At 38.6% G+C, this 24,436-nt stretch carries 30 protein-coding genes; 10 read left to right on the plus strand and 20 right to left on the minus strand.

Annotated elements, in window-relative coordinates; genetic code table 11:
* Window position 1: 1 nt before the first annotated feature.
* The 17 genes from E7Z79_RS03575 to E7Z79_RS03655 are packed head-to-tail and all read right to left on the minus strand — an operon-like array spanning window position 2 to window position 9,685.
* On the minus strand, window positions 2-1,372 hold the full coding sequence (locus E7Z79_RS03575; protein ID WP_369693425.1) for a 4Fe-4S binding protein: 1,371 nt from the start codon (window positions 1,370-1,372) through the stop codon (window positions 2-4).
* Entirely contained in the window at window positions 1,369-2,397 is a 1,029-nt protein-coding gene (locus E7Z79_RS03580) for a 4Fe-4S binding protein (protein ID WP_303738608.1), read from the minus strand. Before E7Z79_RS03580 ends, E7Z79_RS03575 begins: the two co-directional genes overlap by 4 nt.
* 1 nt (window position 2,398) lies before the next feature.
* Window positions 2,399-3,523 carry a nickel-dependent hydrogenase large subunit gene (locus tag E7Z79_RS03585; protein ID WP_303738609.1) on the minus strand — a complete coding sequence of 375 codons (1,125 nt, stop codon included), beginning with the start codon at window positions 3,521-3,523 and terminating at the stop codon, window positions 2,399-2,401.
* The gene (locus E7Z79_RS03590) at window positions 3,520-3,969 is read right to left on the minus strand and encodes an NADH-quinone oxidoreductase subunit B family protein (RefSeq protein ID WP_303738610.1); all 450 of its coding nucleotides are present in this window, start codon (window positions 3,967-3,969) and stop codon (window positions 3,520-3,522) included. The genes E7Z79_RS03585 and E7Z79_RS03590 overlap by 4 nt, the downstream gene beginning before the upstream one ends.
* A gap of 35 nt (window positions 3,970-4,004) precedes the next feature.
* Window positions 4,005-4,403 (minus strand): DUF1959 family protein, encoded by a 399-nt coding sequence (locus E7Z79_RS03595; RefSeq protein WP_303738611.1) that lies wholly within the window; start codon window positions 4,401-4,403, stop codon window positions 4,005-4,007.
* Window positions 4,404-4,407: 4 nt separating this feature from the next.
* Window positions 4,408-4,710, minus strand: a complete 303-nt coding sequence (locus E7Z79_RS03600) for an energy-converting hydrogenase subunit EhaL family protein (RefSeq protein ID WP_303738612.1) — start codon at window positions 4,708-4,710, stop codon at window positions 4,408-4,410.
* 8 nt (window positions 4,711-4,718) lie between these two features.
* Window positions 4,719-4,973, minus strand: a complete 255-nt coding sequence (locus E7Z79_RS03605) for a hypothetical protein (protein WP_303738613.1) — start codon at window positions 4,971-4,973, stop codon at window positions 4,719-4,721.
* Window positions 4,970-5,842 (minus strand): respiratory chain complex I subunit 1 family protein, encoded by an 873-nt coding sequence (locus E7Z79_RS03610; RefSeq protein WP_303738614.1) that lies wholly within the window; start codon window positions 5,840-5,842, stop codon window positions 4,970-4,972. The genes E7Z79_RS03605 and E7Z79_RS03610 overlap by 4 nt, the downstream gene beginning before the upstream one ends.
* Before the next feature lie 9 nt (window positions 5,843-5,851).
* A complete protein-coding gene (locus E7Z79_RS03615) occupies window positions 5,852-6,067 on the minus strand; it encodes a DUF788 domain-containing protein (RefSeq protein WP_303738615.1) in 216 nt (71 codons plus the stop codon).
* 7 nt (window positions 6,068-6,074) lie between these two features.
* Window positions 6,075-6,746: a hypothetical protein gene (locus E7Z79_RS03620; RefSeq protein ID WP_303738616.1), complete on the minus strand. Its 672-nt coding sequence runs from the start codon at window positions 6,744-6,746 to the stop codon at window positions 6,075-6,077.
* An 8-nt stretch (window positions 6,747-6,754) separates the two neighbouring features.
* On the minus strand, window positions 6,755-7,435 hold the full coding sequence (locus E7Z79_RS03625; RefSeq protein ID WP_303738617.1) for an EhaG family protein: 681 nt from the start codon (window positions 7,433-7,435) through the stop codon (window positions 6,755-6,757).
* A complete protein-coding gene (locus E7Z79_RS03630; RefSeq protein WP_303738618.1) occupies window positions 7,435-8,028 on the minus strand; it encodes an EhaF family protein in 594 nt (197 codons plus the stop codon). Before E7Z79_RS03630 ends, E7Z79_RS03625 begins: the two co-directional genes overlap by 1 nt.
* The gene (locus E7Z79_RS03635) at window positions 8,025-8,285 is read right to left on the minus strand and encodes a DUF2107 family protein (RefSeq protein ID WP_292886793.1); all 261 of its coding nucleotides are present in this window, start codon (window positions 8,283-8,285) and stop codon (window positions 8,025-8,027) included. The genes E7Z79_RS03630 and E7Z79_RS03635 overlap by 4 nt, the downstream gene beginning before the upstream one ends.
* The gene (locus E7Z79_RS03640; protein WP_369693426.1) at window positions 8,278-8,547 is read right to left on the minus strand and encodes a DUF2108 domain-containing protein; all 270 of its coding nucleotides are present in this window, start codon (window positions 8,545-8,547) and stop codon (window positions 8,278-8,280) included. The genes E7Z79_RS03635 and E7Z79_RS03640 overlap by 8 nt, the downstream gene beginning before the upstream one ends.
* Before the next feature lie 2 nt (window positions 8,548-8,549).
* Window positions 8,550-8,801 (minus strand): DUF2109 domain-containing protein, encoded by a 252-nt coding sequence (locus E7Z79_RS03645; protein WP_303738620.1) that lies wholly within the window; start codon window positions 8,799-8,801, stop codon window positions 8,550-8,552.
* Between the two features lie 4 nt (window positions 8,802-8,805).
* A complete protein-coding gene (locus tag E7Z79_RS03650) occupies window positions 8,806-9,303 on the minus strand; it encodes a hypothetical protein (protein WP_303738621.1) in 498 nt (165 codons plus the stop codon).
* On the minus strand, window positions 9,296-9,685 hold the full coding sequence (locus tag E7Z79_RS03655) for an energy-converting hydrogenase A subunit A EhaA (RefSeq protein ID WP_303738622.1): 390 nt from the start codon (window positions 9,683-9,685) through the stop codon (window positions 9,296-9,298). The genes E7Z79_RS03650 and E7Z79_RS03655 overlap by 8 nt, the downstream gene beginning before the upstream one ends.
* A 112-nt stretch (window positions 9,686-9,797) precedes the next feature.
* On the opposite strand from E7Z79_RS03655, the gene E7Z79_RS03660 reads away from it, so the two are divergent.
* Window positions 9,798-10,730 carry an NAD-dependent epimerase/dehydratase family protein gene (locus E7Z79_RS03660; RefSeq protein ID WP_303738623.1) on the plus strand — a complete coding sequence of 311 codons (933 nt, stop codon included), beginning with the start codon at window positions 9,798-9,800 and terminating at the stop codon, window positions 10,728-10,730.
* An 11-nt stretch (window positions 10,731-10,741) separates the two neighbouring features.
* Window positions 10,742-11,548, plus strand: a complete 807-nt coding sequence (locus tag E7Z79_RS03665; RefSeq protein WP_303738624.1) for a CPBP family intramembrane glutamic endopeptidase — start codon at window positions 10,742-10,744, stop codon at window positions 11,546-11,548.
* A gap of 33 nt (window positions 11,549-11,581) precedes the next feature.
* Here E7Z79_RS03665 and E7Z79_RS03670 read toward each other — a convergent pair whose 3' ends face one another.
* Window positions 11,582-11,953 (minus strand): hypothetical protein, encoded by a 372-nt coding sequence (locus E7Z79_RS03670; RefSeq protein ID WP_303738625.1) that lies wholly within the window; start codon window positions 11,951-11,953, stop codon window positions 11,582-11,584.
* A gap of 226 nt (window positions 11,954-12,179) precedes the next feature.
* Here E7Z79_RS03670 and E7Z79_RS03675 point away from each other — a divergent pair, with 226 nt between their 5' ends.
* From E7Z79_RS03675 to gatE, 7 genes are read left to right on the plus strand one after another with little or no spacing between them, the layout of a single operon-like run.
* Entirely contained in the window at window positions 12,180-12,731 is a 552-nt protein-coding gene (locus tag E7Z79_RS03675; protein WP_303738626.1) for a helix-turn-helix domain-containing protein, read from the plus strand.
* 21 nt (window positions 12,732-12,752) lie between these two features.
* Window positions 12,753-14,417 carry an AMP-binding protein gene (locus tag E7Z79_RS03680; protein ID WP_303738627.1) on the plus strand — a complete coding sequence of 555 codons (1,665 nt, stop codon included), beginning with the start codon at window positions 12,753-12,755 and terminating at the stop codon, window positions 14,415-14,417.
* Window positions 14,418-14,426: 9 nt separating this feature from the next.
* Window positions 14,427-14,702, plus strand: coding sequence for a 4Fe-4S dicluster domain-containing protein (locus E7Z79_RS03685; protein WP_296782758.1), 276 nt, complete (start codon window positions 14,427-14,429; stop codon window positions 14,700-14,702).
* Window positions 14,703-15,818, plus strand: a complete 1,116-nt coding sequence (locus E7Z79_RS03690) for a 3-methyl-2-oxobutanoate dehydrogenase subunit VorB (protein ID WP_303738628.1) — start codon at window positions 14,703-14,705, stop codon at window positions 15,816-15,818. It abuts the gene before it with no gap.
* Between the two features lie 13 nt (window positions 15,819-15,831).
* Window positions 15,832-17,271, plus strand: coding sequence for a 2-oxoacid:acceptor oxidoreductase family protein (locus E7Z79_RS03695; protein ID WP_303738629.1), 1,440 nt, complete (start codon window positions 15,832-15,834; stop codon window positions 17,269-17,271).
* A gap of 9 nt (window positions 17,272-17,280) precedes the next feature.
* Window positions 17,281-18,591 carry a Glu-tRNA(Gln) amidotransferase subunit GatD gene (gene gatD / locus E7Z79_RS03700; protein WP_303738630.1) on the plus strand — a complete coding sequence of 437 codons (1,311 nt, stop codon included), beginning with the start codon at window positions 17,281-17,283 and terminating at the stop codon, window positions 18,589-18,591.
* Between the two features lie 9 nt (window positions 18,592-18,600).
* A complete protein-coding gene (gene gatE / locus E7Z79_RS03705; RefSeq protein WP_303738631.1) occupies window positions 18,601-20,472 on the plus strand; it encodes a Glu-tRNA(Gln) amidotransferase subunit GatE in 1,872 nt (623 codons plus the stop codon).
* 40 nt (window positions 20,473-20,512) lie between these two features.
* Here the strand turns inward: gatE and E7Z79_RS03710 are convergent, their stop codons facing one another.
* Window positions 20,513-21,151 carry a queuosine precursor transporter gene (locus E7Z79_RS03710; RefSeq protein WP_303738632.1) on the minus strand — a complete coding sequence of 213 codons (639 nt, stop codon included), beginning with the start codon at window positions 21,149-21,151 and terminating at the stop codon, window positions 20,513-20,515.
* A gap of 183 nt (window positions 21,152-21,334) precedes the next feature.
* Between E7Z79_RS03710 and E7Z79_RS03715 the strand changes: the two genes are divergently transcribed.
* The gene (locus E7Z79_RS03715) at window positions 21,335-21,565 is read left to right on the plus strand and encodes a hypothetical protein (RefSeq protein ID WP_303738633.1); all 231 of its coding nucleotides are present in this window, start codon (window positions 21,335-21,337) and stop codon (window positions 21,563-21,565) included.
* A gap of 556 nt (window positions 21,566-22,121) precedes the next feature.
* On the opposite strand, the gene E7Z79_RS03720 is transcribed toward E7Z79_RS03715, so the two are convergent.
* A complete protein-coding gene (locus E7Z79_RS03720) occupies window positions 22,122-24,359 on the minus strand; it encodes a hypothetical protein (protein ID WP_303738634.1) in 2,238 nt (745 codons plus the stop codon).
* Window positions 24,360-24,436: the final 77 nt, after the last annotated feature.

Here is a 24,436-nt window from a genome sequence, read left to right on the forward strand (position 1 = left end):
TTCACCTGAAATTTACAATTCTTATAGCATCCAAAGGACAAATTGCTTCACAGTTTCTACAATAGATACATTTTTCGCCGTCGAATTCAATCTTATCATCATCAGTCAGTGTCAAAGCATCGACAGGACAGTTCTTGACACAAATGGCACATGCCTGACACTTGTCGTCTGAAAGTGAAAAGTCTCCAATTCTCTGCTTGTATAAGAATGATCTGGCATAGTATAAATCCTGATCTTTGCTGTAGAAATAATCGTCATAAGCGCCAATGGCATCAAACTGGCAAACTTCAACACATTTTCCACAATAGATACAATCATCATTGATTGTGATTGGGTTTGGACCGTTCTGCTCAATTGCATTTACCGGACAGACATTATAACATTCGCCACAGGCTATACATTTCTTATCATAAACCTCAATGTTTCTGTCCATAAGGTATGATCCGACCAATTTTGTGAACTTATCTATTTCAATGTTTGTGTTGAGGCTGATTTTCAGCTCCCTTTCCATCATGTCATTAACCTTGCATTCGATGAAATGTTCAAAGTTCTGGTCGTTGAATTCCAGGGCAATTGCCTTACCCACCTTTTGAAGAACCTTATTCAGACTGATCAAATCAAGGGATAATCTTTTAATGTCATAATCTATGATGCTGGATACGATATCATATGATTTTATCTCACTATACATCTTATAGGCCTTTTTACGTGAAGAGTACCTGATTGCCCCTGAAGGACAAGAATGCATACATTCTTCACATCTTGCACAGTATCCAGGATTGATATAAGGCAATTTATTTGTCCTGCCCACATTAATGGCTCCCATTGACGGGCACACCCTTGTACAGGTCATACAGCCGATACATTTAGGCTGGTTGATGACGACTGCCTTACCTCCCTTAACGGTTTTAGGAAGCAGTTCACCATACTTGATTGCATCGGTAGGACACACCCTAAAGCAGTATCCGCATCTAACGCAGGTGTCCTTGTCTATTTCACTGTGAGGCTCATGGGTTCCATCTGCAACAATGTGGATAGATCCGTTCTTACATGCTTGGACACAGGCTCCGCATGCCTTACAGAGCTTGGTGTTAATGTTCGGAACGTTTTCCTTTAATGGAGGGTCCATTTTGACATCGAGAGAAATTGCATCATAAGGACAGGCGTTACGACATAGCACGCAGCCAAAGCAGGTGCTTTTTAATTTTATAAGGCCATCTGATTCATCAAGATAAACCGCATCGATAGGGCATGATTCAAGACATGGCTTGTCTTTGCAGTCTGCACATTTGGTCTGGTCAATGACAAAATCGACATCAACGTGCCTTAATGGTCTTGGTGTTTTGGTAAAACTGTCAATCATAACACTCACTCCATAAAAATATCCTCATTCAGATTAGATGCCTTTACTGTAACATGAATGTTTTCACCGTCGTCCAGTGAGAACTTGGAAATGAAGTATTTGATTACTGAAAACGGACATGTCTGGTAACAAATACTGCATCTTAAACATCTATCCTTTTCTCTTACAATAGTATCCTCTTTCTCGTCAAATGAAATGCACCCGGTAGGACAGTCAGGAATACATAATTGGCATTTCTTACATTTTGATTTGTCCCAATCAATGATTCTGACCTTAAGCCTGTTAACCGCATTGGTTATGATTTCCAAGGCAACTTCCTCATCGGGAATGATTTTCAATGCCTTATCCCATATGTTGGATAGAGGAACATCATACTGCAGCAGTCCATTCTTTTCAAGAGACCTTAAATCCTCTTCCTTGGAGTTAATGTAATCCTCAAGATACTCAACACATAAAAGAATCAGGTCCCTCTGGTCCTGAAGGTTATCAACAAATACCGCCTTCATTGCACCGCTTACCGGACAGATTTTCACACAATCTCCGCAGGAGATACATTTGAGCTGGTCCACAACAACCTTTCCGTCAATCTCACTGATTGCATCGACAGGACATTGCTTCAAGCACTTCTTACATTTAATACATAAATAATCATCAACAAGATATTGCCTTTTTGATGGAATAATATTGAATTCAGGCATTAGCAGGTGATTTTCACCGCATTCCAAAGTCTTCGGATCAGTCGGACATACTTCAGCGCAAAAACCGCAGCGTATGCATGCTCCCAGTTTGATTACCGGATATGTGAAACCTTCTCCGCTTTCGGAATCCTCATCACGAATCAGCTTTATAGCATTTGGTGAAGGGCAAGAAGATACACATGCTCCACATCCTATACAGTATTCCTTATTTACAACTGGAAAATCCCTGAACCTGTCAGGCTTTTCAGATATTTCAGGTTCATTCTTTGCATTTGCGAACGCATCAGCCCATGCCTTGCGGGCAAAATCAAAAATATACCACATCAGGGATGACATCTTATATCACCTCATCCCATCTTTTGACAATGGTTTTTCCGGCTTCGTCAGTGATAGCTACCCTTTCTGCACATGCAACACACGGATCACATGAAGCGTAGGTAGATACAGCATCTGCAACGGTTGGCACATCACGAATCATGTATTTTGCACAGGAATCCATATTCGGAATACTTGGAGTCCTTATTGAAATGTTTTTAATCAGATTGCCGTTTGTCTCTATCATGTATGTGACTTCACCACGAGGGGCCTCATTTCTACGCATCGCATAGCCTGATTTGATTTCAGCAGGAGTACGGACTTCACCATCAGGCATGTTTTCAATAGCTTGCCTTACAAGGCTAATTGATTCTGGAATTTCGTCATATCTAGTTAATGTTCTTGCGTAATTATCCCCTTCAGTTCTTCTTATGACCTTGAAATCAAAATAATCATCATATGTATAGTGACCTACACGGTAATCTTCCTTAACGCCGGAAGCTCTTCCAATAGGGCCGACTGACCTTCCTTTAATTGCCTCTTTTTTGGACATATATCCTATGCCTTTGCATCTTAAAGCCAGTGCCGGACCTTCTGCAAACAATGCGCGAACCATATCAAAGCGTTCCTCGATTTTCTTAAGGTTTTCAAGTATCGGTTCGAAGTGGCGTTCATCTGCATCCATCTTAACGCCTCCAACAACGTTCCAGCCCATATTGACTCTATTTCCGGTTAAAAGTTCAATTGAGTCCATTGCATATTCCCTCAATTCCAACATGTGCATGAACAGGGTTTCATGATCCATTGATTTGAAAAATGTTGAATTTGCAAGGAAATGGCTTTGAATTCTGTCAAGCTCATTTGCAATAACCCTTAAAAATTGGGCTCTTGGAGGAACATCCACATCAGAAATTGCTTCAATGGTTTCCGCAAATGTCTGGGTGTGTTCATATGAACAGATACCGCAAACACGTTCTGAAAGATAAATTCCTTTCTGCCAAGTCTTTCCTTCAATAATCTTTTCGATTCCCCTATGAACATAACCATATTCAATTTCCGCTTTAACTACTCTTTCACCTTCAGTTTGCAGTTTCAATCTGATAGGCTCTTTTAAAGCTGGGTGAATCGGACCAATAGGCACTATCATTTTTGTTCCCTCCCTCTGTCAGCAATAGCTTGAGGTCCAACAGCCAATATGGCTTCCAAGATCTCATTAGGCCTTGGCGGACATCCAGGAATCTCTGCCGCAACAGGGATGAAATTGGATGCAGGCGCATTTACATGGCCTCCTTCCTGAGCAAACACATCCCCTGATATTGGACAGTTTCCAACAGCTACAGCTATTTTTGGTTCAGGAGCCTTATCATAAATTCTTTTTAGATTGTCCTTCCATTGTTCGGTTACTGCACCGGTCAACAATAGAACATCAGCTTCACGAGGATTGTTGTGAACATAAATACCAAATTGCTCCAGGTCATATCTTGGAGACAATAGCGCAACACATTCCACATCACAGCCGTTGCATCCTCCGCAATTGACTATGCAGACGTGAATTGAGCTTTTTCTCACAACATCCTTAATAGCATCAAACATTGTACTCCCTCTTTTATCTAATAATTAAATAAACATTAATATTTCGCTTCTTTTTTTAACAATTCAAATAATTCTAATTGGCCTTCCTTTAAGGCATCCTCATAAGATTTGCCGTTTTTGACTTCATTAACCAATTTCATTTTAAGGTTTTTCGCATCTTCATCAGATATTATCTCTAATGTGCCATTAAACCAGCATAACCTCAAATCAACATTGAACTTCTGGTATAAGCAGATGTCCTGAGCCGATTCGAATGTCGCATGTAATGCCTGAAGAGATGACATGTCAAATAAATGGAAGAAAACTTCCTCCAGCTCTTCAACAGTACAGTCAAATTCCTCTGAAAGAGGAACTATAACATCTCTTTGCACTGCATAACTTTTAACTATTCTTCTTTGCATCAATTCTAGTTTAGCGTCATCATCCATATCCATCACATCATAATGACCAATTCAATAATAAATATACAATAATTGCTATAATTAAACCTACAGCAGTCTCTTTTCTGCCGTATCCCGGTCTTTCACCCATTACAAAACCTGCAAGGAGAAAACCGATTGCTGATAAAATAATGTTGCCTGAACAAAATCCTAAAACCCATCCTACAATTGAAACGAGTGCAAATGGAACATTGAACTTGGTTACTGCAACAAATGGTTCCCCATGTTGCTTATAGCTGTATAGCAGCCCAAGAATGGATCCTGCAGCAAATGTAATCAAATAAATCATATAGTCTAACATAATATCTCCTACATAGGTTTATAAAGCAATATAAATGAACAAATTATTGCCAGGAATGTTATTACAAAACATATTTTCTCTATACTTTCTATCTTATGTGCAAAATTGCCCTTTGAAAGCAATACAAAAGCTGCCAGGACAATTCCAATTATAACTATCGGAGCAATGAGATATGAATGAAGTGCAGTAGTCAACAATCCTACAACAATTATTCCGATAGCCACCAATGCTGTGAAATAAACAATTACGTCCTCGCTGTTCATGCTACCACTCCTGTAAATATCATCAGTACGGTTCCTGCAAAGCAGATTGCTCCTATGGTAATTTGAGTCATTACTGAATGATTCGGACTTAATAATGGTGTTGTCGCATTAATGAAACCTGTGACAAATGAAATCACAATCATTCCTATCAGATATCCTACTGCATTCAATGGGCCGAAGAATATTGTCAGGAACACCCAGAGCAACACATACCATGCAATTGCCTCTGAAAACAGCATGAAACCTCTTAGGAATCCGAAGTGCTCAGTTTCAAATCCTGAAATCAAAACCTTATCCTTTGTTATAGCAAACGGAGAGTATGGGGATTTAGTAATGATTAACATGAAGAACATCAATGCCGCAAGAGGAATTGAAAATACTAATGGACCATGGGCAGATTGGTATGCTATGATTTCTCCGATGTTCATTGTACCAGTTACCAAATAGACAAACACAATTGCAGCAAACAATGGAAGTTCTGTTGCCGCTGAAAGCACTGCCCTTACGCAGCTTAGCTTACCGTATGGTGAACCGGAACTTGAACCTGAGTTATGCTCCACAATCTTGTAAACCGCATAAACACCGAACAATATCAATAGGGAATCCTTGGCTACAGGCCCTACAATGACACCGACAATCCAGATCAATGCCAGGATAAATACGATTCCAATGTAAAATACTTTAGATACTGTTTTTGGAAATGCTGTTTCCTTAAAGAAGAATTTCAAAGAGTGTATCAATTGCTGGACAATAGGCGGTCCAGGACGTTTCTGTACACGAGCCATCACTTTTCTGTGCAAACCTAGAAGAAGGCTTCCCGCCAGGAATGCAATAATCACTTGAATTAATATTTCTGCCATCAAATTCATAATACCACTTTAATACCCTGTGAATGGCTCCTTCACTCTTTCTTCTACATCTTCAGGTTTTGCTTTGGCCATTGTCAATAAACCAAGAGACAAAACCCATGTTGGAATACCAAATATGGCTACAGTATAAACTATCCATGCCTCAAAGTCTATGACCAGACAAGCAAGAATAGCTATTGTTGATAAAGCCAATAATATGATACAAGTAATTCTTTGATTTACCATACTCCCACTACCATAATACCAATAATAATATTTCAACAGCTCTTACAATAATAAACAATGAACTTAAGTGAATAATAACAATATACGGAGATCCTGCGGTCCTGAACATTTCTGCCTTACTTGCAAAGAACGGTGCAACACCGCTTTCACCCAGAATACCCAATAACATCAGCACAGCTCCGAATACAACCATCGGACTGGCAGGCATTTGAGACAATGCCGCAAGTGATAGTGTACCGGTTGCCGCAAGAATAATTGCAGCACCACCAAACAGTGGCAGACTGCACATCATGGCAATCAAACCATAGTTGAATGCTGAATTCAATACGCTGGTCTGCTTTACTGCTGATACGATACCGATATTCAGGATACCGACCAAAGCCATGAACAATGTAAAGTTGAACAAATCTCCTGTAATCATGGCTCCAGCAGAGGCGAGTCCACAAATAACTGACAGGAATCTTCTTTGCTTAAGCTCCTTTGGACCTACCTTAACTTCAGTATTATTCAGATAATGCATAGTAGCTTCGACTTGAGTTTCAGGCTTACTTAACCCGATCAATAATGTAAATCCGAGCAAAACCGCAAACAGGAACAAGCTGAATGGAGTCAGGTACAATACAATGTCTCCAAGCTGGATTGTTCCAAGCAAATTTCCTCCAAGTGTAACGAAATCCATTTTCTCACCTACTCGTTATCGATGTCCTCTCTCATAAGCAGACCTATAAGACCTACTTTGGAAGCTACCTTTAATAATAATCCACATGCTGCCAAGAATAAACTTAATAACCAATATTGAGGAGTTACAAAGAATAACAGGAAACCTATTATCCATAAACACCATGCAATACCGGAAACACCGGCAATTCCATCCAACATCAATACTGGAAGTCCTCTTGCTTTTTTAGATAATGCATATAACACTATTCCTCCACCAGCTACTGCTCCTCCAGTAAAACCAGTGAGGAAAATTCCATAACCAATCAGGACCAGTGCAATGAAATTCGGTGCAGTGGTCATGATTTCCATATCCAGGGAGAATGCCTGTGGGAAAATTGAAGAAGACTTGGTCAAATTGGCTCTTGGGTCCTGTTCAATTTTACGCATTTCCCTTGTAATCAAAATTTCAGAAATGGCCAAGGTTTCAGCCAGCTCAACAACCAAACCAGGTAAAATCAACGCTTCCGCCAAATCGGTTCCTACTGCAGAAACGACAAAAATCATGGCAAGGCCTACAATGTCGGTCAAGATGAGAATGTGCAATTCCCTTCTGTTGATTGCAATTGCCATTGTTCCTATAAAACCGACAATCAAACCTGCATAGATTGCAGGGAGGTACATGCTAATGAATTCCTGAGGAACATACATCAGTTATCCCTCCTCAGTTGTTTTGCCCTTGCTTTGGCATCATTTGCCTTGACTTGGCTAGCCACCTTATTTGAATCGCTGATAGCCTTTTTTACATCTTTTTTAATTTCGCCCTCATCATTTTTCCTGTTCATGGTATAATTGATAGACAGCCATGAAGCAATGATGAATGACATCATAAGGATACTGGATTCAAGTATTGTATCGAAACCCCTTGTATAGTACAGTATTTCATCTATAAGTCCTCCTGGAGATGAATATATTGATGTACCGAAGTAAGGTGAAACAGATGACACCCATTCTGACAACGGTGACATATATCCTGTAATCATTCCTAAGCTCTCTGCATTTTCAGGATATTGAGGATCGATATTTCCAGGCTCTTTTAAAGGCACTCCACCTCTGTCATAAGGTGCAATGGCCAAACCTTCATCAACTTGCTCCTGAGGAGCAGGTCTTACATATAACTGGTCCGGATTCAATGCCAAAGGCACGACCAAACCGATTATCAAAATTATTCCAAGGCTAAATGCAAAAAGACGTGGAATGTTTTTAGGTTCTGCCAACCTATTCCATAATGCTCCAATCCTCATACATCTGCCCCCATTTCTTCTAAACGAATGATAGCTCTAAATAAAATTAATGTAATAATAACAGTTGTTGCAAGCAGTGTCAATAATGCCAAAACATGATTGTAGCATAATAAGACCAGACAAACACCGATTGAAGCGATTTCAGTATTGAATGTCCTGACTACAGGGTCACTGACTCCCGGACCCCATGCAGTGGCAATACTTCCCACAATCGCTAGAAATATTCCGAAATAGAAAAATAATGAAACACTAATCATTAGCCTCACCACTTGCGATTTTATTGGTTCTGATTTCCTTGATTTTCACAATGGATAAAATGAATACCAGAGTTGACAATGGACCTGCCAATGCCGCAAACAATGCAACATCCAAATATTTGAACAGTACAACAACCAAAACAAATCCTGCATCCATTATGTCAAACATTATAACCTTATCCAATGGTTTTTTCATGAATATGACACCAAATGCCCCAATGACCATTAAAGCTATTGCAATTATTGAAACGAGAAATTCCATTTTCATTCCTCCATCAATATTTCATTATCAAGTCTGTTTAATGTGTAAGCAATAGCATTAGCACTGACTGTTGAACAGACAAAGAATGCTGCTGCAACAACAAGAGCAAATGGAGTGTTAATTACCAATGCAATGATTGCAGAAACTCCAAAACCAATGACATTTAAATATAATAGTCTTTCAGCTCTGTTTCTTGTAACTAAAGCCCTTAATGCTACGAATATGACTATAATACCTATAATTTCAACATACATATAATCACTCTCTAGCATGCCTATTGAATTTTTTGGCGATTTTTCCTAAAACCACAGACATTCTAGCCTGGTCTATGCCCATAATTGTAAATATGGCAATGACCATTCCCACAATGAACATTTCAGGGGTTAAACCTATGAAAGATGTTAAGAATATTATTGCAGTAGCAGTCAAACATCCGGTAGTTCCAGCATATCCCGGATCAGCACATAGCCTATTTCCGATAAATACCAGGAATGCTGCAATGATTCCTCCGGGAATTCCTAAAAGCAGGTATCCAATAGAAGCCATTAATGTACCAGCAGATGCGTCCGGAGAACATAAGATGTTTCCTTGGAAAAATCCGCCAGCAATATCTCCTCCTCTTTTTTCGACATCTTTACCAATTATTCTGGCCCCTCTTACGCCAGGCTGCTCGGGAAGTCCGAAATATGTATCTACAATTACAAAATTCAACCAACAAAGAATTGCGGCAATTATTATTCCAATTACCTCATTCATTTATATCCTCTCCTGCATTATTGTCCAGAGGTTTTGGAAATACGAAATCAAATAAATATTTCACAAATAATGCTGATAAAACACCAATAACAACTGCTAGAACTAAACCGTTATACATGAATGTATAATTCAAAACAAGAAATATTGAAAGAATACCAATAGCAATTATCGGAGTCGGATATAATGCACTCACATCAAAAGAATACCTATATGGTTTGCTAGGAAGTAAAGGTAACCTTAAAACTAAAGCTACAATTATAGAACAAACAATAGCCACAATATAAGCTAATAAAATGTCAAATGAAGATAAACTTATATTGCTTAGCCCATAAAAGTTACTAAACGAAGCAAAATATATGGTATCAAACACCAAATCAAACATATTACTAGACTCCTCTTACTTTAATAATATACATATAAAAATATATAAACATTGTTACTTAAAAATAATATTAATTGCTTAATTATAATTTAAATTAATTAATGGTGGCTTAATGAAAAATAAAAACATTTTAATTACTGGTGGAGCAGGATTTATTGGTTCTCACATTGCTAATGAGCTAATGGACAACAATGACATTACCATTATTGATAATCTCTCCACAGGCAACATTAAAAATTTAAAAAGCGAAGAACATGAAAATTTAAATTTTATTGAAGGAGACATTTGCAATTTTAATTTGGATGACTTGACTTCAGATAAAGATTACATTTTCCACCTTGCAGCCATGGCAAGTGTTCCATTGAGTGTCGAAAGACCTGAAGAGTGCAATGAAATAAACCTTAATGCAACCGTGAGGCTTTTGAAATCAGCCGCCGACAATGATGTTGAAAAAATAGTGTTTTCATCTTCATCTGCAGTTTATGGGGAAAACAAGAATATGCCATTGAAAGAAACCGAGCCACCTATGCCGACTTCCCCTTATGCCGCATCAAAGGCAGGCTGTGAGTTATATCTGAAATCCTTTTATGAAAGCTATGGGTTAAACTACACTGCACTCAGATACTTCAACGTGTTTGGGCCAAAACAGGACAAGAATTCCCAATATGCAGCAGTGATTCCTAATTTCATCAGCGCACTTCTTGAAGGCAAACGGGCTGAAATCTATGGCGATGGCGAGCAGACCAGAGACTTTGTTTATGTCGGGGATGTCGTTAAGGCAAACATCAACGCCTGTGAATCTGACTATAACGGCATCGTCAATATTGCATCCGGCGAAAAGCTAACCGTCAACAGATTATATGGCATCGTGAAAAATACATTGGGAAGCGATCTGGAACCTGAATACCTGCCTGAAAGACCGGGAGACATCAAACACTCTCTTGCCGATGTCAGCAACATGGAAAAAATAAATCTGAAAATCGATTCCAGTGATTTCGAATCACAGCTTATAGAAACCATTAACTGGTTTAAAACTATTTTATAGGATGTTAGAATATGGATAAAAGCGTTACTAATTTTAATGTTCGGCTAAGAACCATTAGAATCAGAGACATGATTGTTGGAATACTCTTGGCATCAATCATAACTGCAATTTTGATGGGCATCTTTCCAGAAATTTATGAGTCAGACGAATTGTTCTTTATAGTTTTCCTGATGATTGGTGCTTTGTTGTTTGTCTGGGCACTTAGAGGAACAAAAGGCCTTGATCAAAACATTGAAAACATATTTGAAGAGAATACTCGGAAAGAAATACTTTACGTTTTTGCAATAAATCTGCTGTTTGCATTCCTATTCACCTTTTTAATATCCTCAATAGACATCATGATAAGCCTGACCGACCCAACATGGATTTCAATGGATATAGAAACCGTCGATATAGATTCAAGCACTGTTATTCTTGATGCAATCGGTGCAATAATCTTCGCTCCGATAATGGAAGAATTAATTTTTAGAGGAGTGCTGTTCAACAGACTGAAAATCAGAACCGGAATCATCCCTGCAATGATAATATCCTCCATCATATTTGGCCTCGGCCATGAATTCGGAGGAATGACAAGCGCATTCATATTTGGAGTCTGCATGTGCATACTATACCTGAAAACTGACAATATACTGATTCCGATGAGCGTGCATTTCCTGAATAATCTAGTTGCAACACTTCTTAATGTCAGCGGCCTGGATTTAGCCATGAACCAATTGCCTTGGATTGTGCCATGCGCAATTCTTTCAATAATCGGAACAGTTTACTTAATAAAATATGTCATACAAGAAGGTAAACAACTTAAAAAACAGTACAACTGAATTAAAAATATAGTTTAAAATAAAAAAAAATAGTTAGTGGAATCCGCATCCGCTGCAGGTTTCACATTTTTCTTCTTCCAAAGGATCATACTGTTTGTCTTCCTGTAAAGTGGCTGACAGGAAATACTGATCCATTTCATCCTTATTTTTTAAAACTGGAGAAATTCCTTTAAAATCACATTTTATATCGCCAGTTCCGCCAATGTCAACAAGAATCGGTTCGCCTAATTTGAATCTTCTAAAATAAGCTTCAACTTCATCCTTTAAAGCTCCCGGAACTCTGAAATTAAAAGATAAAATATTATTCTCCTTCATTTTTAAGCCGACATATTTCTGGTCAATTTCCAAGTTCAAACCTAATTGTTTTTTGAAAATAATGTCAGTTCCTATCTCATTAGATGCCATTTGATTTTTCTCCTTTAAATAATTACATTAAAGTTAAACGTTCGAAGTATTTAAAACTTTCCCATATTTTCAGTTGAAGATTAAAAATAAAATTTTTTGTTTAGAAAATTTATAACGAATTATCATGATTTTTAAAAAGGTTTATATAAAGTTAAATCCAAAACATATAATATTATAATATATCATTATAATAGAAAAAAATCAATAAAAAAATAGGTGTTTATGAATGAATGAATACAACAAAGATATTGGAAATAGAATTAGAGAATTGAGAGAACTATCAGACATTACTATTAAAGAAATCGCACAAGATTTGAACATTACAGAAGAAACCTACATCCAATATGAAAACGCTGAAATTGACATTCCAGCAAGTTTCTTATATGAACTTGCACACATCTTTAAAGTTGATTTAGGATTATTATTAACCGGTGAAGAAAGCAGAATGAACATATTCGATTTAACCCGTGCAAACAAGGGAGTTTCAGTGGACAGAAGCAAAGAATATACTCACGAAAACCTATGTTCTAAATTCATTCACAAAAAAGCAGAAACCTTCCTTGTGGTGGTTGACCCTAAAAAGAACCCTACACCTTCACTAAACTCACACCCCGGACAGGAATTCAATTATGTCCTTGAAGGTTCCTTGAAAATTTATATACACAATAACGAGATCATACTGAACGAAGGAGACTGTATCTTCTTTGATTCAACACACAGACACGCAATGGTAGCACTTAACGATAAACCGGCTAAATTCTTAGCAGTAATCATATAATATTTATTAGGAGTAATTTTAATGACATCAGTAATAGGAGATTTTGTAGAGAGAGTTGACTTTGACTCTTACGAAGACTTTTTTGAAAACTTTAAGCTTACATACAATGAGGATTACAACTTCGGATTTGATGTTGTAGACAAGTATGCGGAAATCGATCCGGATAAAATCGCATTGATATGGACCAATGACCATGATGAGAATCATACCTTCACATTCAAGGATATGAAGGAATACTCAAACAAGGCCGCAAACCTGTTCAAAAGTTTAGGAATCAGGAAAGGCGACTGCGTAATGCTTACACTTAAAAACAGATATGAATTCTGGTTCTGTATGGTTGCATTGCATAAGATTGGTGCAATACCAATTCCTGGAACCCACATGCTGAAGCTTCATGACATAGATTTCAGAATAAAGGAAGCGAATGTCAAAATGGTGGTATCAGTTGAAGAGGATACCTTATTGCCTGATTATGAAGCCGCTGAAGAATCATTAGGAATCGATCTTAAAAAATTGGCAATTGAAACCGATAGGGACGGTTGGATAAACTTTAATGAAGCTATTGAAAAGGAAAGTGCAGTGTTTGAAAGGCCAACCGGTGAAGACAAGACCTATGCTGAAGAGGTATTCCTAATCTACTTTACTTCAGGAACCAGCGGACTTCCAAAAATGGTGTCCCATAAGCATACCTATTCATTAGGACACATTCCAACTGCAAAATATTGGCACAATGTTGTGGAAGACGGAATTCACCACACTGCTGCAGATACCGGATGGGGAAAGGCAGTTTGGGGAAACCTCTACGGACAATGGATTGCAGGAACCGGAATATTCATTTATGATTATGACAGATTCAATGGAATCAAACTGCTTGAAAAGATTATTGAAAACAAGGTGGACACATTCTGTGCCCCTCCAACAATCTACAGGTTCATAATTAAAGAAAATATCGAAGGATATGATCTTTCAAACTTAAAATACGTCACAACCGCAGGAGAACCTTTGCCTCCGGAAGTATCCGAAAGATTTTATGACTTGTCCGGTTTGAGAATCAAGGAAGGATTCGGACAGACCGAAACAACATTGTCAATCGGAACATTCATCTGGCTTGATGCAAAAATTGCCTCCATCGGTAAGCCTTCCCCATTATTCAATTTGGAATTGTTGGATGAAAACGACAACAAGGTGGAAATCGGTGAAGAGGGAGAGCTTTGTTTCAAAATGAACGACGGTCCAAACCCTGGATTGTTCAAGGATTATGTCAACGATGAAGTGAAATACAAACAGCAAATCCATGACGGATACTACCACTGCGGAGACACCGCATGGGTGGACGAAGACGGATACGTGCACTTTGTCGGAAGAAACGATGACATAATCAAGTCTTCAGGTTATCGTATCGGGCCGTACGAAGTGGAAAGCGCCGTTCTTTCCCATGAAGCAGTGGCACACTGCGCAATTACCGCTTATCCTGATGAAGTGAGAGGTCAAATCGTAAAGGCAAGTATTGTTTTGCAGCCTGACTTCGAACCATCAGATTCATTGACTAAAGACATACAAAATCATGTTAAAAGAGTTACAGCTCCTTATAAATACCCAAGAATGGTTGAATATGTGGATGAACTTCCTGAAACCATCAGCGGAAAAATAAGAAGGGTTGAAATTAGAGAAAATGACAATAAATAGATGATATAAATGACAGAAGAGATATCTTATCCAGTTATAAATAAAGAAATATGCAAAGGCTGTATGAGATGTATAGTCGGATGTCCTCAAAATGCAATATTACTTTCACAAGACATGAATGACGCAGGATATCAATTTGCTTATTATAGCGGCAATGGATGTACCGGATGTAAGGACTGCTACTTTACATGCCCGGAACCACTGGCGCTGGAAGTACATCAGTATAAAAAGATTGTAAACGATTCAGTTGCAAAAATGATTAAAGCAAAAGCAGGGGGAAACTAAATGAGCAATCAGATGGTTAAAGGAAATACCGCAGTTGTCATCGGCGCAATGTATGCCGGATGTGACTGTTTCTTCGGATACCCAATTACTCCTGCAAGTGAAATTCTGCATGAAGCCTCAAAATACTTCCCTATGGTTGGAAGAAACTTCGTACAGGCTGAAAGTGAAGAGGCATCAATCAATATGGTTTACGGTGCATCAGGAACAGGCCACCGAGTCATGACTTCCTCATCAGGACCTGGTATCAGTTTAATGCAAGAAGGATTCACTTTCCTTGCCGGCGCTGAATTGCCTGCAGTGATCGTGGACATCATGAGGGCAGGACCTGGACTTGGAAACATCGGACCTGAACAAGGGGACTACAACCAAGTCGTCAAGGGAGGAGGCCACGGAAACTACAAAAACATCGTTCTAGCTCCAAACAGCGTACAGGAAATGTGTGACCTGACCATGAAAGCATTTGAACTTGCCGACAAATGGAGAAATCCCGTTGTGGTTTTAGCCGACGGTACCTTAGGCCAAATGGCAGAACCGTTAGTGTTCCCTGAAAAAGCAATCGAACCTAAAAACGACAAGCCTTGGGCAGTAAAAGGTAATGCAGAAACCATGGAAAATCTCATTACTTCAATTTATAATGACTTTAATGATTTGGAAGACTTCAACTTCAAGCTTCAGGAAAAATATGCAAAAATCGAAGCTGAAGAAGTAATCTATGATGAATATCGGGTTGATGATGCAGACATCGTTCTGGTATCATTCGGTATCAGCTCAAGAATCGCAAGATCAGCCGTTGACAAAAGCCGTGAGAAAGGCGTGAAAGTCGGACTCTTAAGACCAATTACATTATCACCTTTCCCTGTTGATAGAATAAAGGAATTGGCAGACAAAGGAGTCAGCTTCATTTCAGTTGAAATGAGCAATGGCCAACTCTTAGCTGACGTGCAGTTTGCGGCACTCAGAAAAGAGGACACCCATTTGGTCAACAGAATGGGAGGAAACCTGATTGAACTGAAACAGATACTTGCTAAGATTTATGAAATAGCAGGCATTGACGATGAAGACATAGACCTATCCGAAAGAAGTGAGGAAAAGGCCAGTCCAAATATAATAGATTAGAGGATGTGGAAAAATGAGTGATAATAAAAACAAAGATTATGAATTACAGGTACGTAGAAATCCACAATCCCTTTTAGAAGAGTATCCTAGAAAAGGAACAAATATCCAATCTACTCACTACTGTGCCGGTTGTGGACACGGAATCCTACACAAATTGATTGCAGAATGTATGGATGAGTTAGGAATTCAGGAAAGATGCGTTATGATTTCCCCAGTCGGATGTTCAGTATATGCTTATTTCTACTTCAACTGCGGAAACTTCCAGACCGCTCACGGAAGGGCACCAGCTGTTGCTACAGGAATTTCCAGAGCTGAAGACAATGCAATTGTCATGAGCTACCAGGGAGACGGAGACCTTGCTTCAATCGGTTTGAATGAAACCCTGCAGGCTGCAAACCGTGGAGAAAAGATGGCAGTATTTTTTGTAAACAACACCGTTTACGGAATGACAGGTGGACAGATGGCACCTACTACCCTGATTGGCGAAAAGACAGTGACATGCCAGACCGGAAGAGACCCTGACTATGCAGGACACCCTACACACATGTGTGAACTGATTAATACTCTAAAAGCACCTGTATACATTGAAAGGGTATCCCTTGCAAATCCACTGAAAATTAGGCTTGCAAAATATGCAATCAAACAGGCATTGACCGTTCAAAAGGAAGGAAAAGGATATTCCTTTGTTGAAGTATTGTCACCTTGCCCTACCAACCTGAAACAGGATGTTGCAAGTGCACAGAAATTCATTGAAGAGCAAATGGAAAAAGAGTTCCCTGTCAAAAACTTCAGAAACAACTTATACACCAAGGAACCTGTCCAAAGGCCTGCCAGTGACTTTTCAACCGAATCACTGGACAAGATATTTAACGTTAACAGGGGCGAAGGAACAGGATATGTCGATGAGGAAATGGAACCTGTAAGCATTAAGGTTTCCGGATTCGGCGGTCAGGGTGTTTTAAGTGCAGGATTGACCATTGCTCAGGCTGCATGTGCTGAAGGAAAACATGTTTCATGGTATCCAAGCTACGGACCGGAACAGAGAGGAGGAAAATCAAACTGTTCTGTTGTAATTTCCAATGAAACAATCGGAACACCTGTTGTTGATGACATTGACATTCTTATTGCCTTAAACAAGCCTTCACTGGAACAGTTCTCACATGACGTGAAAGAAGGCGGAGTAATACTTTATGATGCTAAAATAGGAGAGTTTGAAACAGACCGTGACGTAAAGGTCATTGCAATGCCATGTGTGGATATTGCAGAGGAACACGGCAATGCCAGAACTGCAAACACTGCACTTTTAGGAGCATTGACCGAATTGGGCGATGTTTTAAAACGCGAATCCTACGAAAATGCAATCAGAGAAATGTTTGCATCCAAACCTAAGGTCATTGATGTGAACATTGAAGTTCTAAAAGCTGGAGCTGAATGGATTAAAAACAATTCATAGTGTGATTTGATGACATATAAAGAAAATGCTGAAAAATATATTGAAAATTACGGTTTGAGTATAGGAGATACCATCAAAGTCAATAAGGAAGACATATCCTATACCGGTATCCTACTTGACAGGCCTGAAGACGCAGATGATGGTTATCTCGTCATAAAGCTGTCAAGCGGTTATAACATTGGAGTGGCTATCGAAGACACCACCGCAGAACTCATTGAAAAGGGCGACAAGCCTAAAATAGGTTATGATGAAACTGAAATTCCACATGACGATTCAAAACAGAACATTTCAATTGTGTCAACCGGTGGTACAGTATCTTCAGTTATCGATTATCGTACAGGTGCAGTGCACCCTAAATTTACCGCATCAGACCTTGTTAAGGCCAACCCTGAACTGTTGGACTATGCCAATTACAATGTAAAGGCATTATACAATATCTTAAGTGAAGACATGAAGCCGGAATACTGGGTAAAAGCAGCGGAAGAAATAGCCAATGACATTTCCAATGGCGCTGACGGCGTTGTGATAGCACATGGTACCGATACAATGCACTATACCTCAGCCGCATTGAGCTTCATGGTCAAAACACCTGTTCCAATCATCATTACAGGTGCTCAGAGAAGTTCAGACAGACCTTCAAGTGATGCCAACATCAATTTAATAGATTCCGTGGTTGCGGCAAAGTCCGACATTGCTGAAGTCTGTGTCTGCATGCACGGAAGCCTTAACGACAAATACAACTACCTTCACAAAGGTACAAAGGTAAGGAAAATGCATACCTCAAGAAGGGACACATTCAGAAGCATCAACGCTCAGCCAATAGCTACAATCGAAAACAAGAAAGTTACTATCAATCCTGAGTACAATTATACAAAACGTGGCGAAAACGAGCTTGAACTGAATACAGGCATTGAGGAAAAAGTCGGATTCATCAAAAGCTTCCCAGGCATTTCCGAAGAGTTTATCGAATATCACATTGACAAAGGATACAAAGGTCTTGTCATTGAGGGAACCGGTCTTGGGCATGTGCCGAATGACCTGATCGATTCATTCAGAAGGGCACAGGACGAAAAGATTCCTGTGGTAATGACCTCACAATGCCTTTACGGAAGGGTCAACATGAACGTTTACTCAACCGGACGTAACATTCTGGATGCCGGAGTAATATCCGGACGTGACATGACCCCTGAAACAACATATGTGAAATTATGCTGGGCATTAGGCCAAAGTGACGATTACGAAAAGGTAAAAGAGATTATGCAAACAAACATTGCAGGTGAATTTGGAGAAAAATCCACAATCAAGGATTTCTTGAACTAAGGTGATAGCATGGAATACGATTATGAAAAATTAGGATTGAAAATGGGACTTGAAATTCACCAACAATTGAACAGTCAGCATAAATTGTTCTGTCCATGTAAAACAGAGCTTGTTGACGATGATTTTGATGAACTTATCCAAAGGAAACTAAGGCCAACCCAATCAGAGCTTGGTGAAATCGACCGTGCTGCACTGCAGGAATCACTCAGAGGATTGAACTTCAAATATGAAAACTTTGCAAAGCACACCTGCCTTGTTGAAAACGATGATGAACCGCCTCACAGCCTGAATGAAGAGGCTTTGGACATCTGTATCACAATCGCATGCCTTATGAACATGCACATTGTTGACGAATTCCACACAATGAGAAAACAGGTCATTGACGGAAGTAATACAGGGGGTTTCCAGAGAACAGGTATGGTTGCAACTGACGGTTATCTTGAAACACCTTACGGCAAAGTGGTCATTGAAAGCTTAGGTCTTGAAGAGGACGCAGCAAGAAGGGTTGAAACCAAGGACGGATTTACCGAATTCAGGCTAGACCGTTTGGGAATACCTCTTGCAGAAATCACAACAGATCCTTCAATGCACCATCCGGATCAGGTAAGGGAAGTTGCATACATGCTCGGTCAGATATTGAGAAGTACAAACGTTAAAAGAGGACTCGGTACAATCAGACAGGACCTGAACATTTCCATTACAGAAGGTGCACGTGTGGAAATCAAGGGTGTGCAAGATTTAGATTTAATGGCGGAAATCGTTAACCGTGAAGTGCAAAGGCAATTGGCATTGATTGACATCAAAAAGGAACTTCAGGCAAGAAATGCAGAAGTCCTTGAGGAAATCCATGATTTGGATGAGCTTCTTGAAGACACAGAATCAAAGATATTGAAATCAGCTGAAACAATAAAAGCAGTTGTATTGAAAGGATATGACGGACTGATCGGCCGTGAAGTGCAGCCTGGAAGAAGATTCGGTACCGAAATTGCAAGCTATGCCAAAAAACGTGGCGTTGCAGGAATTTTCCACTCTGACGAATTGCCTGCTTATGGAATCAAACAGGATGAAGTTGACAAGATTGCCGAATTTTTAAACATTGGCGAAGAGGACGCATTCATCATTGTAGCGCATGACGAGGACATCGCAATATCCGCTTTAGAAGAGGTTAAAAGAAGAGCTCAATTAGGTTTAGACGGTGTCGTTGAAGAGACAAGAAAAGCGCTTGATGACGGCAACACCGAATATATGAGACCTCTTCCAACCGCAAACAGGATGTATCTTGAAACCGACATTCCATTATTCAAGATTACTGAAGACAGAATCGAGCCTATTGCAAACAACCTGCCTGAATTGCCAGATGTCAAACAGGCCAGGATTATTGAAGAGTACAAGCTAAGTGAAGACTTGGCAACACAACTTGTCAAAAGGCAAGAGGCAAACATGTTTGAGGCAATTTTGGCTGATGTTGATGTTGATGCAACACCTGTCGCTTCACTTCTTGCATATGACCTCAGAGAAATCAAAAGGGAAGGGCATGATGTTAATGTCTTAACTTTAGATCATTTCAAAGGAATATTCACATTATTGGCTGACGGCAAAATTGCAAAGGACAGCGTAAGAAAACTTGCAGTCGAAACCATCAAGGCACCTGACACAGAAATTTCAGAAATTGCCGAGAAAAGCAATCTTGTCATGATGAGCGAAGAGGATGTTCATAAAATAATTTCAGACATCGTAGCTCAAAATGAAGGAATGGTTAAGGAACGTCAGATGGGTGCAATGGGTCCATTGATGGGCATGTGCATGAAACAGCTCAAAGGAAAAGCCGATGGTGGACTCGTAAACAAAATCGTTCGTGAAGAAATTCAAAAACTAATTTAAGGAAACTCGAATGAGTTTCCAACAACTCCTTTTTTTAATTCTAGCTAAACAGTGATCCCTCATCCAATGTTCTTATTTTTAAAATCACTTTTCTGGTTAACGGATAGAATATCAGTTCATACAATACCTTGAACACTATCTGACAGCAGATCATGGTCACAATCAATTCATTCGGCAGAACTCCATAGAATGAAATTGAAATGAAAATAACCGAATCGACTGTTTCCCCTATTATGGTACTCACTATAACACGTACAAAAAGCAGATTATGATATTTTTCCTTTAATTTGACAAGTACCTGGGAGTTTAAGAGATTGCCCAGCATGTAGGAAACAAGCCCTGCCACAAATAGCCGGGGAGTTGTTGAGAGAAGCGCTGCAAATGCAGGAGCATTGGGACTGCTTGAAGGAAACATCATGGCAACCTGATATAGGCCAACCGCCACTACATTGATGATAAAACCCAAATAGATAACATCCTTTGTCAGTTTAAAGCCGTAGATTTCAGACAGGATGTCATTAACAATAAAGAGTATCGGAAATGTCAATATCGAACAGGGCAATGCTATGAAACTTATTTCCAAAGTTCGGGTAGCCAATATGTTGGATGCAATCATGCATGCACAAAATATTCCCGCAAGATATGCATATGCCTTAGTCCTGTTCATGTTTCCAAACATTAAATCACCAGTTGAATATTAATCTGTTATTCAGCATTAATTATCTTTTGTATAGGTTGTTAGAAGGATATGGTTAATATATTACAATTATCAGTTTAAATGTAAAAATAATGTTTCTTTTAAAGCAATCCTTAAATAAATGAAATTACAAACTATTTTCACCAAATTAAGAGGTGTCAAATAATGGCGGAAAAGAATATGATAATCGCATTGGTCCTTTCAATCATCTGGTCCGGACTTGGACTGATCTATGCTGGGGATATTCAGAAAGGTATTATCCTGGCAGTGCTTGCAATAATAGCTGAATTAATATTCCTGTTTGTAAGCGCGATTTTTGGTATAGTTGTCTTCATCATATGGGTCTATTCATTGTATGCGACTTATCAGGAAGTTAAAGCGGTTAACGGAGAGTAAAAACCTATATACATCACCATATTTTCTTTTTTTCATCACTGAAAATGGACGTAAACTTTTATGTTAAATTTAGGCATACCTAAAAAAATGCAAAGCTTTATATACTATGGTGACAAAGTAAGTAATAGAGATGAAATTTAGGTAAACCTAAAACACTCTACATTATTAGTCAAAAATACTAATACTCTCCAAACTTAGAATTGTGTTGAATTAGATTTTTCACAATTTTCAAATTTGATACAAGTCGTTGGAAAATTAAAAAAAATCTGCCAATATATAATTTTCCTCAAAAAACACTGGTGTTTAAACTAGTCACTTAAACACCAACACTCTCTCTTTTTAAATCATTGCCAGAAACTTAAATCTTTCCATCAAACAATTACTACCTCCTTGATTTAACGATTGAAAATAGGCATGTTTGAATTAAAAAGCAAGTGAAATATTCATCATTCATGATAGGATAATGAATCATGTTGGAAAATAAGTATGTTGTGAATGGTTAATCTATAGGAATTAATTAAAAAAAATAAAAAAAGTGAGTAACCGCCGAAGCGAGTTACCTTTTAACTTTAGCAGTCTTTTTGACTGTGTCTTTAAGGTATGTTGCCTGATAAGCTACCTTCTTGCCAACTTTGAGCTTTTTCAAGACTGACTTTTTAATGATAACCTTTGCAACACCTTTAGAGTTGGTTTTTGCCTTGTAGGTTTTTCCCTTGAACTTGAAGACAATCCTCTTATTCTTAAGATATTTGCCGTTGACCTTTGCCAAACTTGCAGTCAATACCAATTTTTTGGCAGATTTTTTGATGGATGCTGATTTGAGGCTGACCAGATGCTTTACGACAACCTTATTCTTGGCGCTTGCCCCCTTACATCTGATTTCAATGGAATGTGTACCCGCCTTGAAGTTACTGTCAATTTTAATTGCAACAAATCCGTTTTTATCTGTCTTGAGGTTATGCATCTTGTTGTCAATGAGAACCGCTACGTTTTTCCCTTCACTTTCAGGATTTCCATCATCGCCGATGATTTTGGCCGTATATTGGGCATTTCCCGCATAGTATACTGTCAAGTCATTATTGTTTTCAATGCGGTTTACAATCTTCAATGTCTTTGTCACATTTCCGGCAATCTCTGAAGAAACAAACACGGAATATGTGCCTTCATTCAACTTCGCCCTGACATTAGCAATTCCTTCTTCATCAGTCATTGCATAATATTGATTTGACAGAACAGTAAATGAAATCAATTTGCTTGCAATGCCCTTTCCATCCTCATCAACCAATTTAACCTGATAGTCATAGTCACTGTTCCAGGAGCGAGTCATGTCATATGCATAAAGTGATGCTGATTTGACATGAATGTTGATTTTTGTCTTGTTGGACACATAGTTGTCATCACCGCTGTAGGTTATTTTGGCAGAATGATTGCCTGATTCGAGTTTTGGAAGAACGATCACACAACTTCCGTTTAAAAGTGAAGCTGTATAGACATTATCAGTCAATTTAACTGTTACTGTTCCTGTTGCGTTTTGCGGAAGGACAATTTGAATTTCGGCATTATCATCAGCAGCAAGACTAATATCTGCGACATCCAATGAAACATTTTGCTTATTTTGAGCTTCATGGCTTTCATTTTCAAGTATTTCCATTAATATTCCTTCCCTTACACCATTTTTACAGAAATGAAGATATGTAACGTTGAAATATTCTGCAATTGTTTTTGTAATGATCAAGCCAGGTAAGAAGGTGTTAATCCTTTCCGCATCCACATTGAGAATCTTTTCATAATTCTCCCTGGTTGGCTCGCTGAATTCATTTAACAGGTCATCCAGCATTGAGACCGGAATATAGTTAACATCATCAATATATCCAAGATACTGAAGAACTTTTTTAATTTTTTTAACTGACCCTCCTATACCGAACAGGTCCCCTCTTTGAGTGGAATTATCCACAACAAGTTTGTCAAGCTCGGACAATACCCTATTTTTTATATTAATAATCTCTGTTTGATTTGGAAACATTCCGCTGACATATTCCTGGTAGGAGGACTCTGCACCAATCGGCATGCTTTCAGAAGTTATTATTTGCTTATTTACAAAATCAATTACTTCACAGCTTCCTCCCCCCAAATCAATTACAATACCCTTTTCTGTTGTCAATTCAGTATCCTTTACAGAGTTAAAAGTTGTATTTGCTTCCTTTTCGCCGCTCAACAGATTAATGTCCAATCCGACTTTATTCTTGACTGTTGCAATCACCTCTTCGGAATTGTCAATCTTTCTCAGGCTGGCTGTTGCAAACGCAAATTTTGTTTTGACATTGAAAAGGTTCATGACCTCATCAAAATCCTTCAAAACAGACACCAGCTGGTCAATTCCGTCTTTTGTCAGATTGTTGTCTACAACATAAATTGAAGTCACAGACTTTTCAGATAATGATAATACGGATTTAGGCTTTCCACTATCCTTAATCTTGTATATCTCCAATTTCATACTGTTTGCACCTATATCCACAATACCATACAAGGGGGATTCACCGTCATTTTCCAAAACAGCATCAGATTCCTGTACAGATATGTTTTCATCGTGTGAATTTTCAAATGAATCCTCCGGTGAAACCGTTAAAGTATTATTGTCATCACAAACCGAAATATTATCCGATGCATATATTATCTCTTCATTCTGGTCTTCGGCATTTAAAACATCAAAAGTGGAATTATCTTCAGCACTTACAGCAGAAACGGCCAACAAAGAAATAATGAATAATGCCATCATCATGAATTTCTTATTCATAAAAATTTTCCCTCCTCTAATAAAACATTACATTACAAATATTATGTTTTTAAACAACATATAATTTTTCGATATAA

This window comes from Methanobrevibacter thaueri (assembly GCF_015062905.1).
In the GTDB taxonomy this organism is placed as follows: domain Archaea; phylum Methanobacteriota; class Methanobacteria; order Methanobacteriales; family Methanobacteriaceae; genus Methanocatella; species Methanocatella thaueri_A.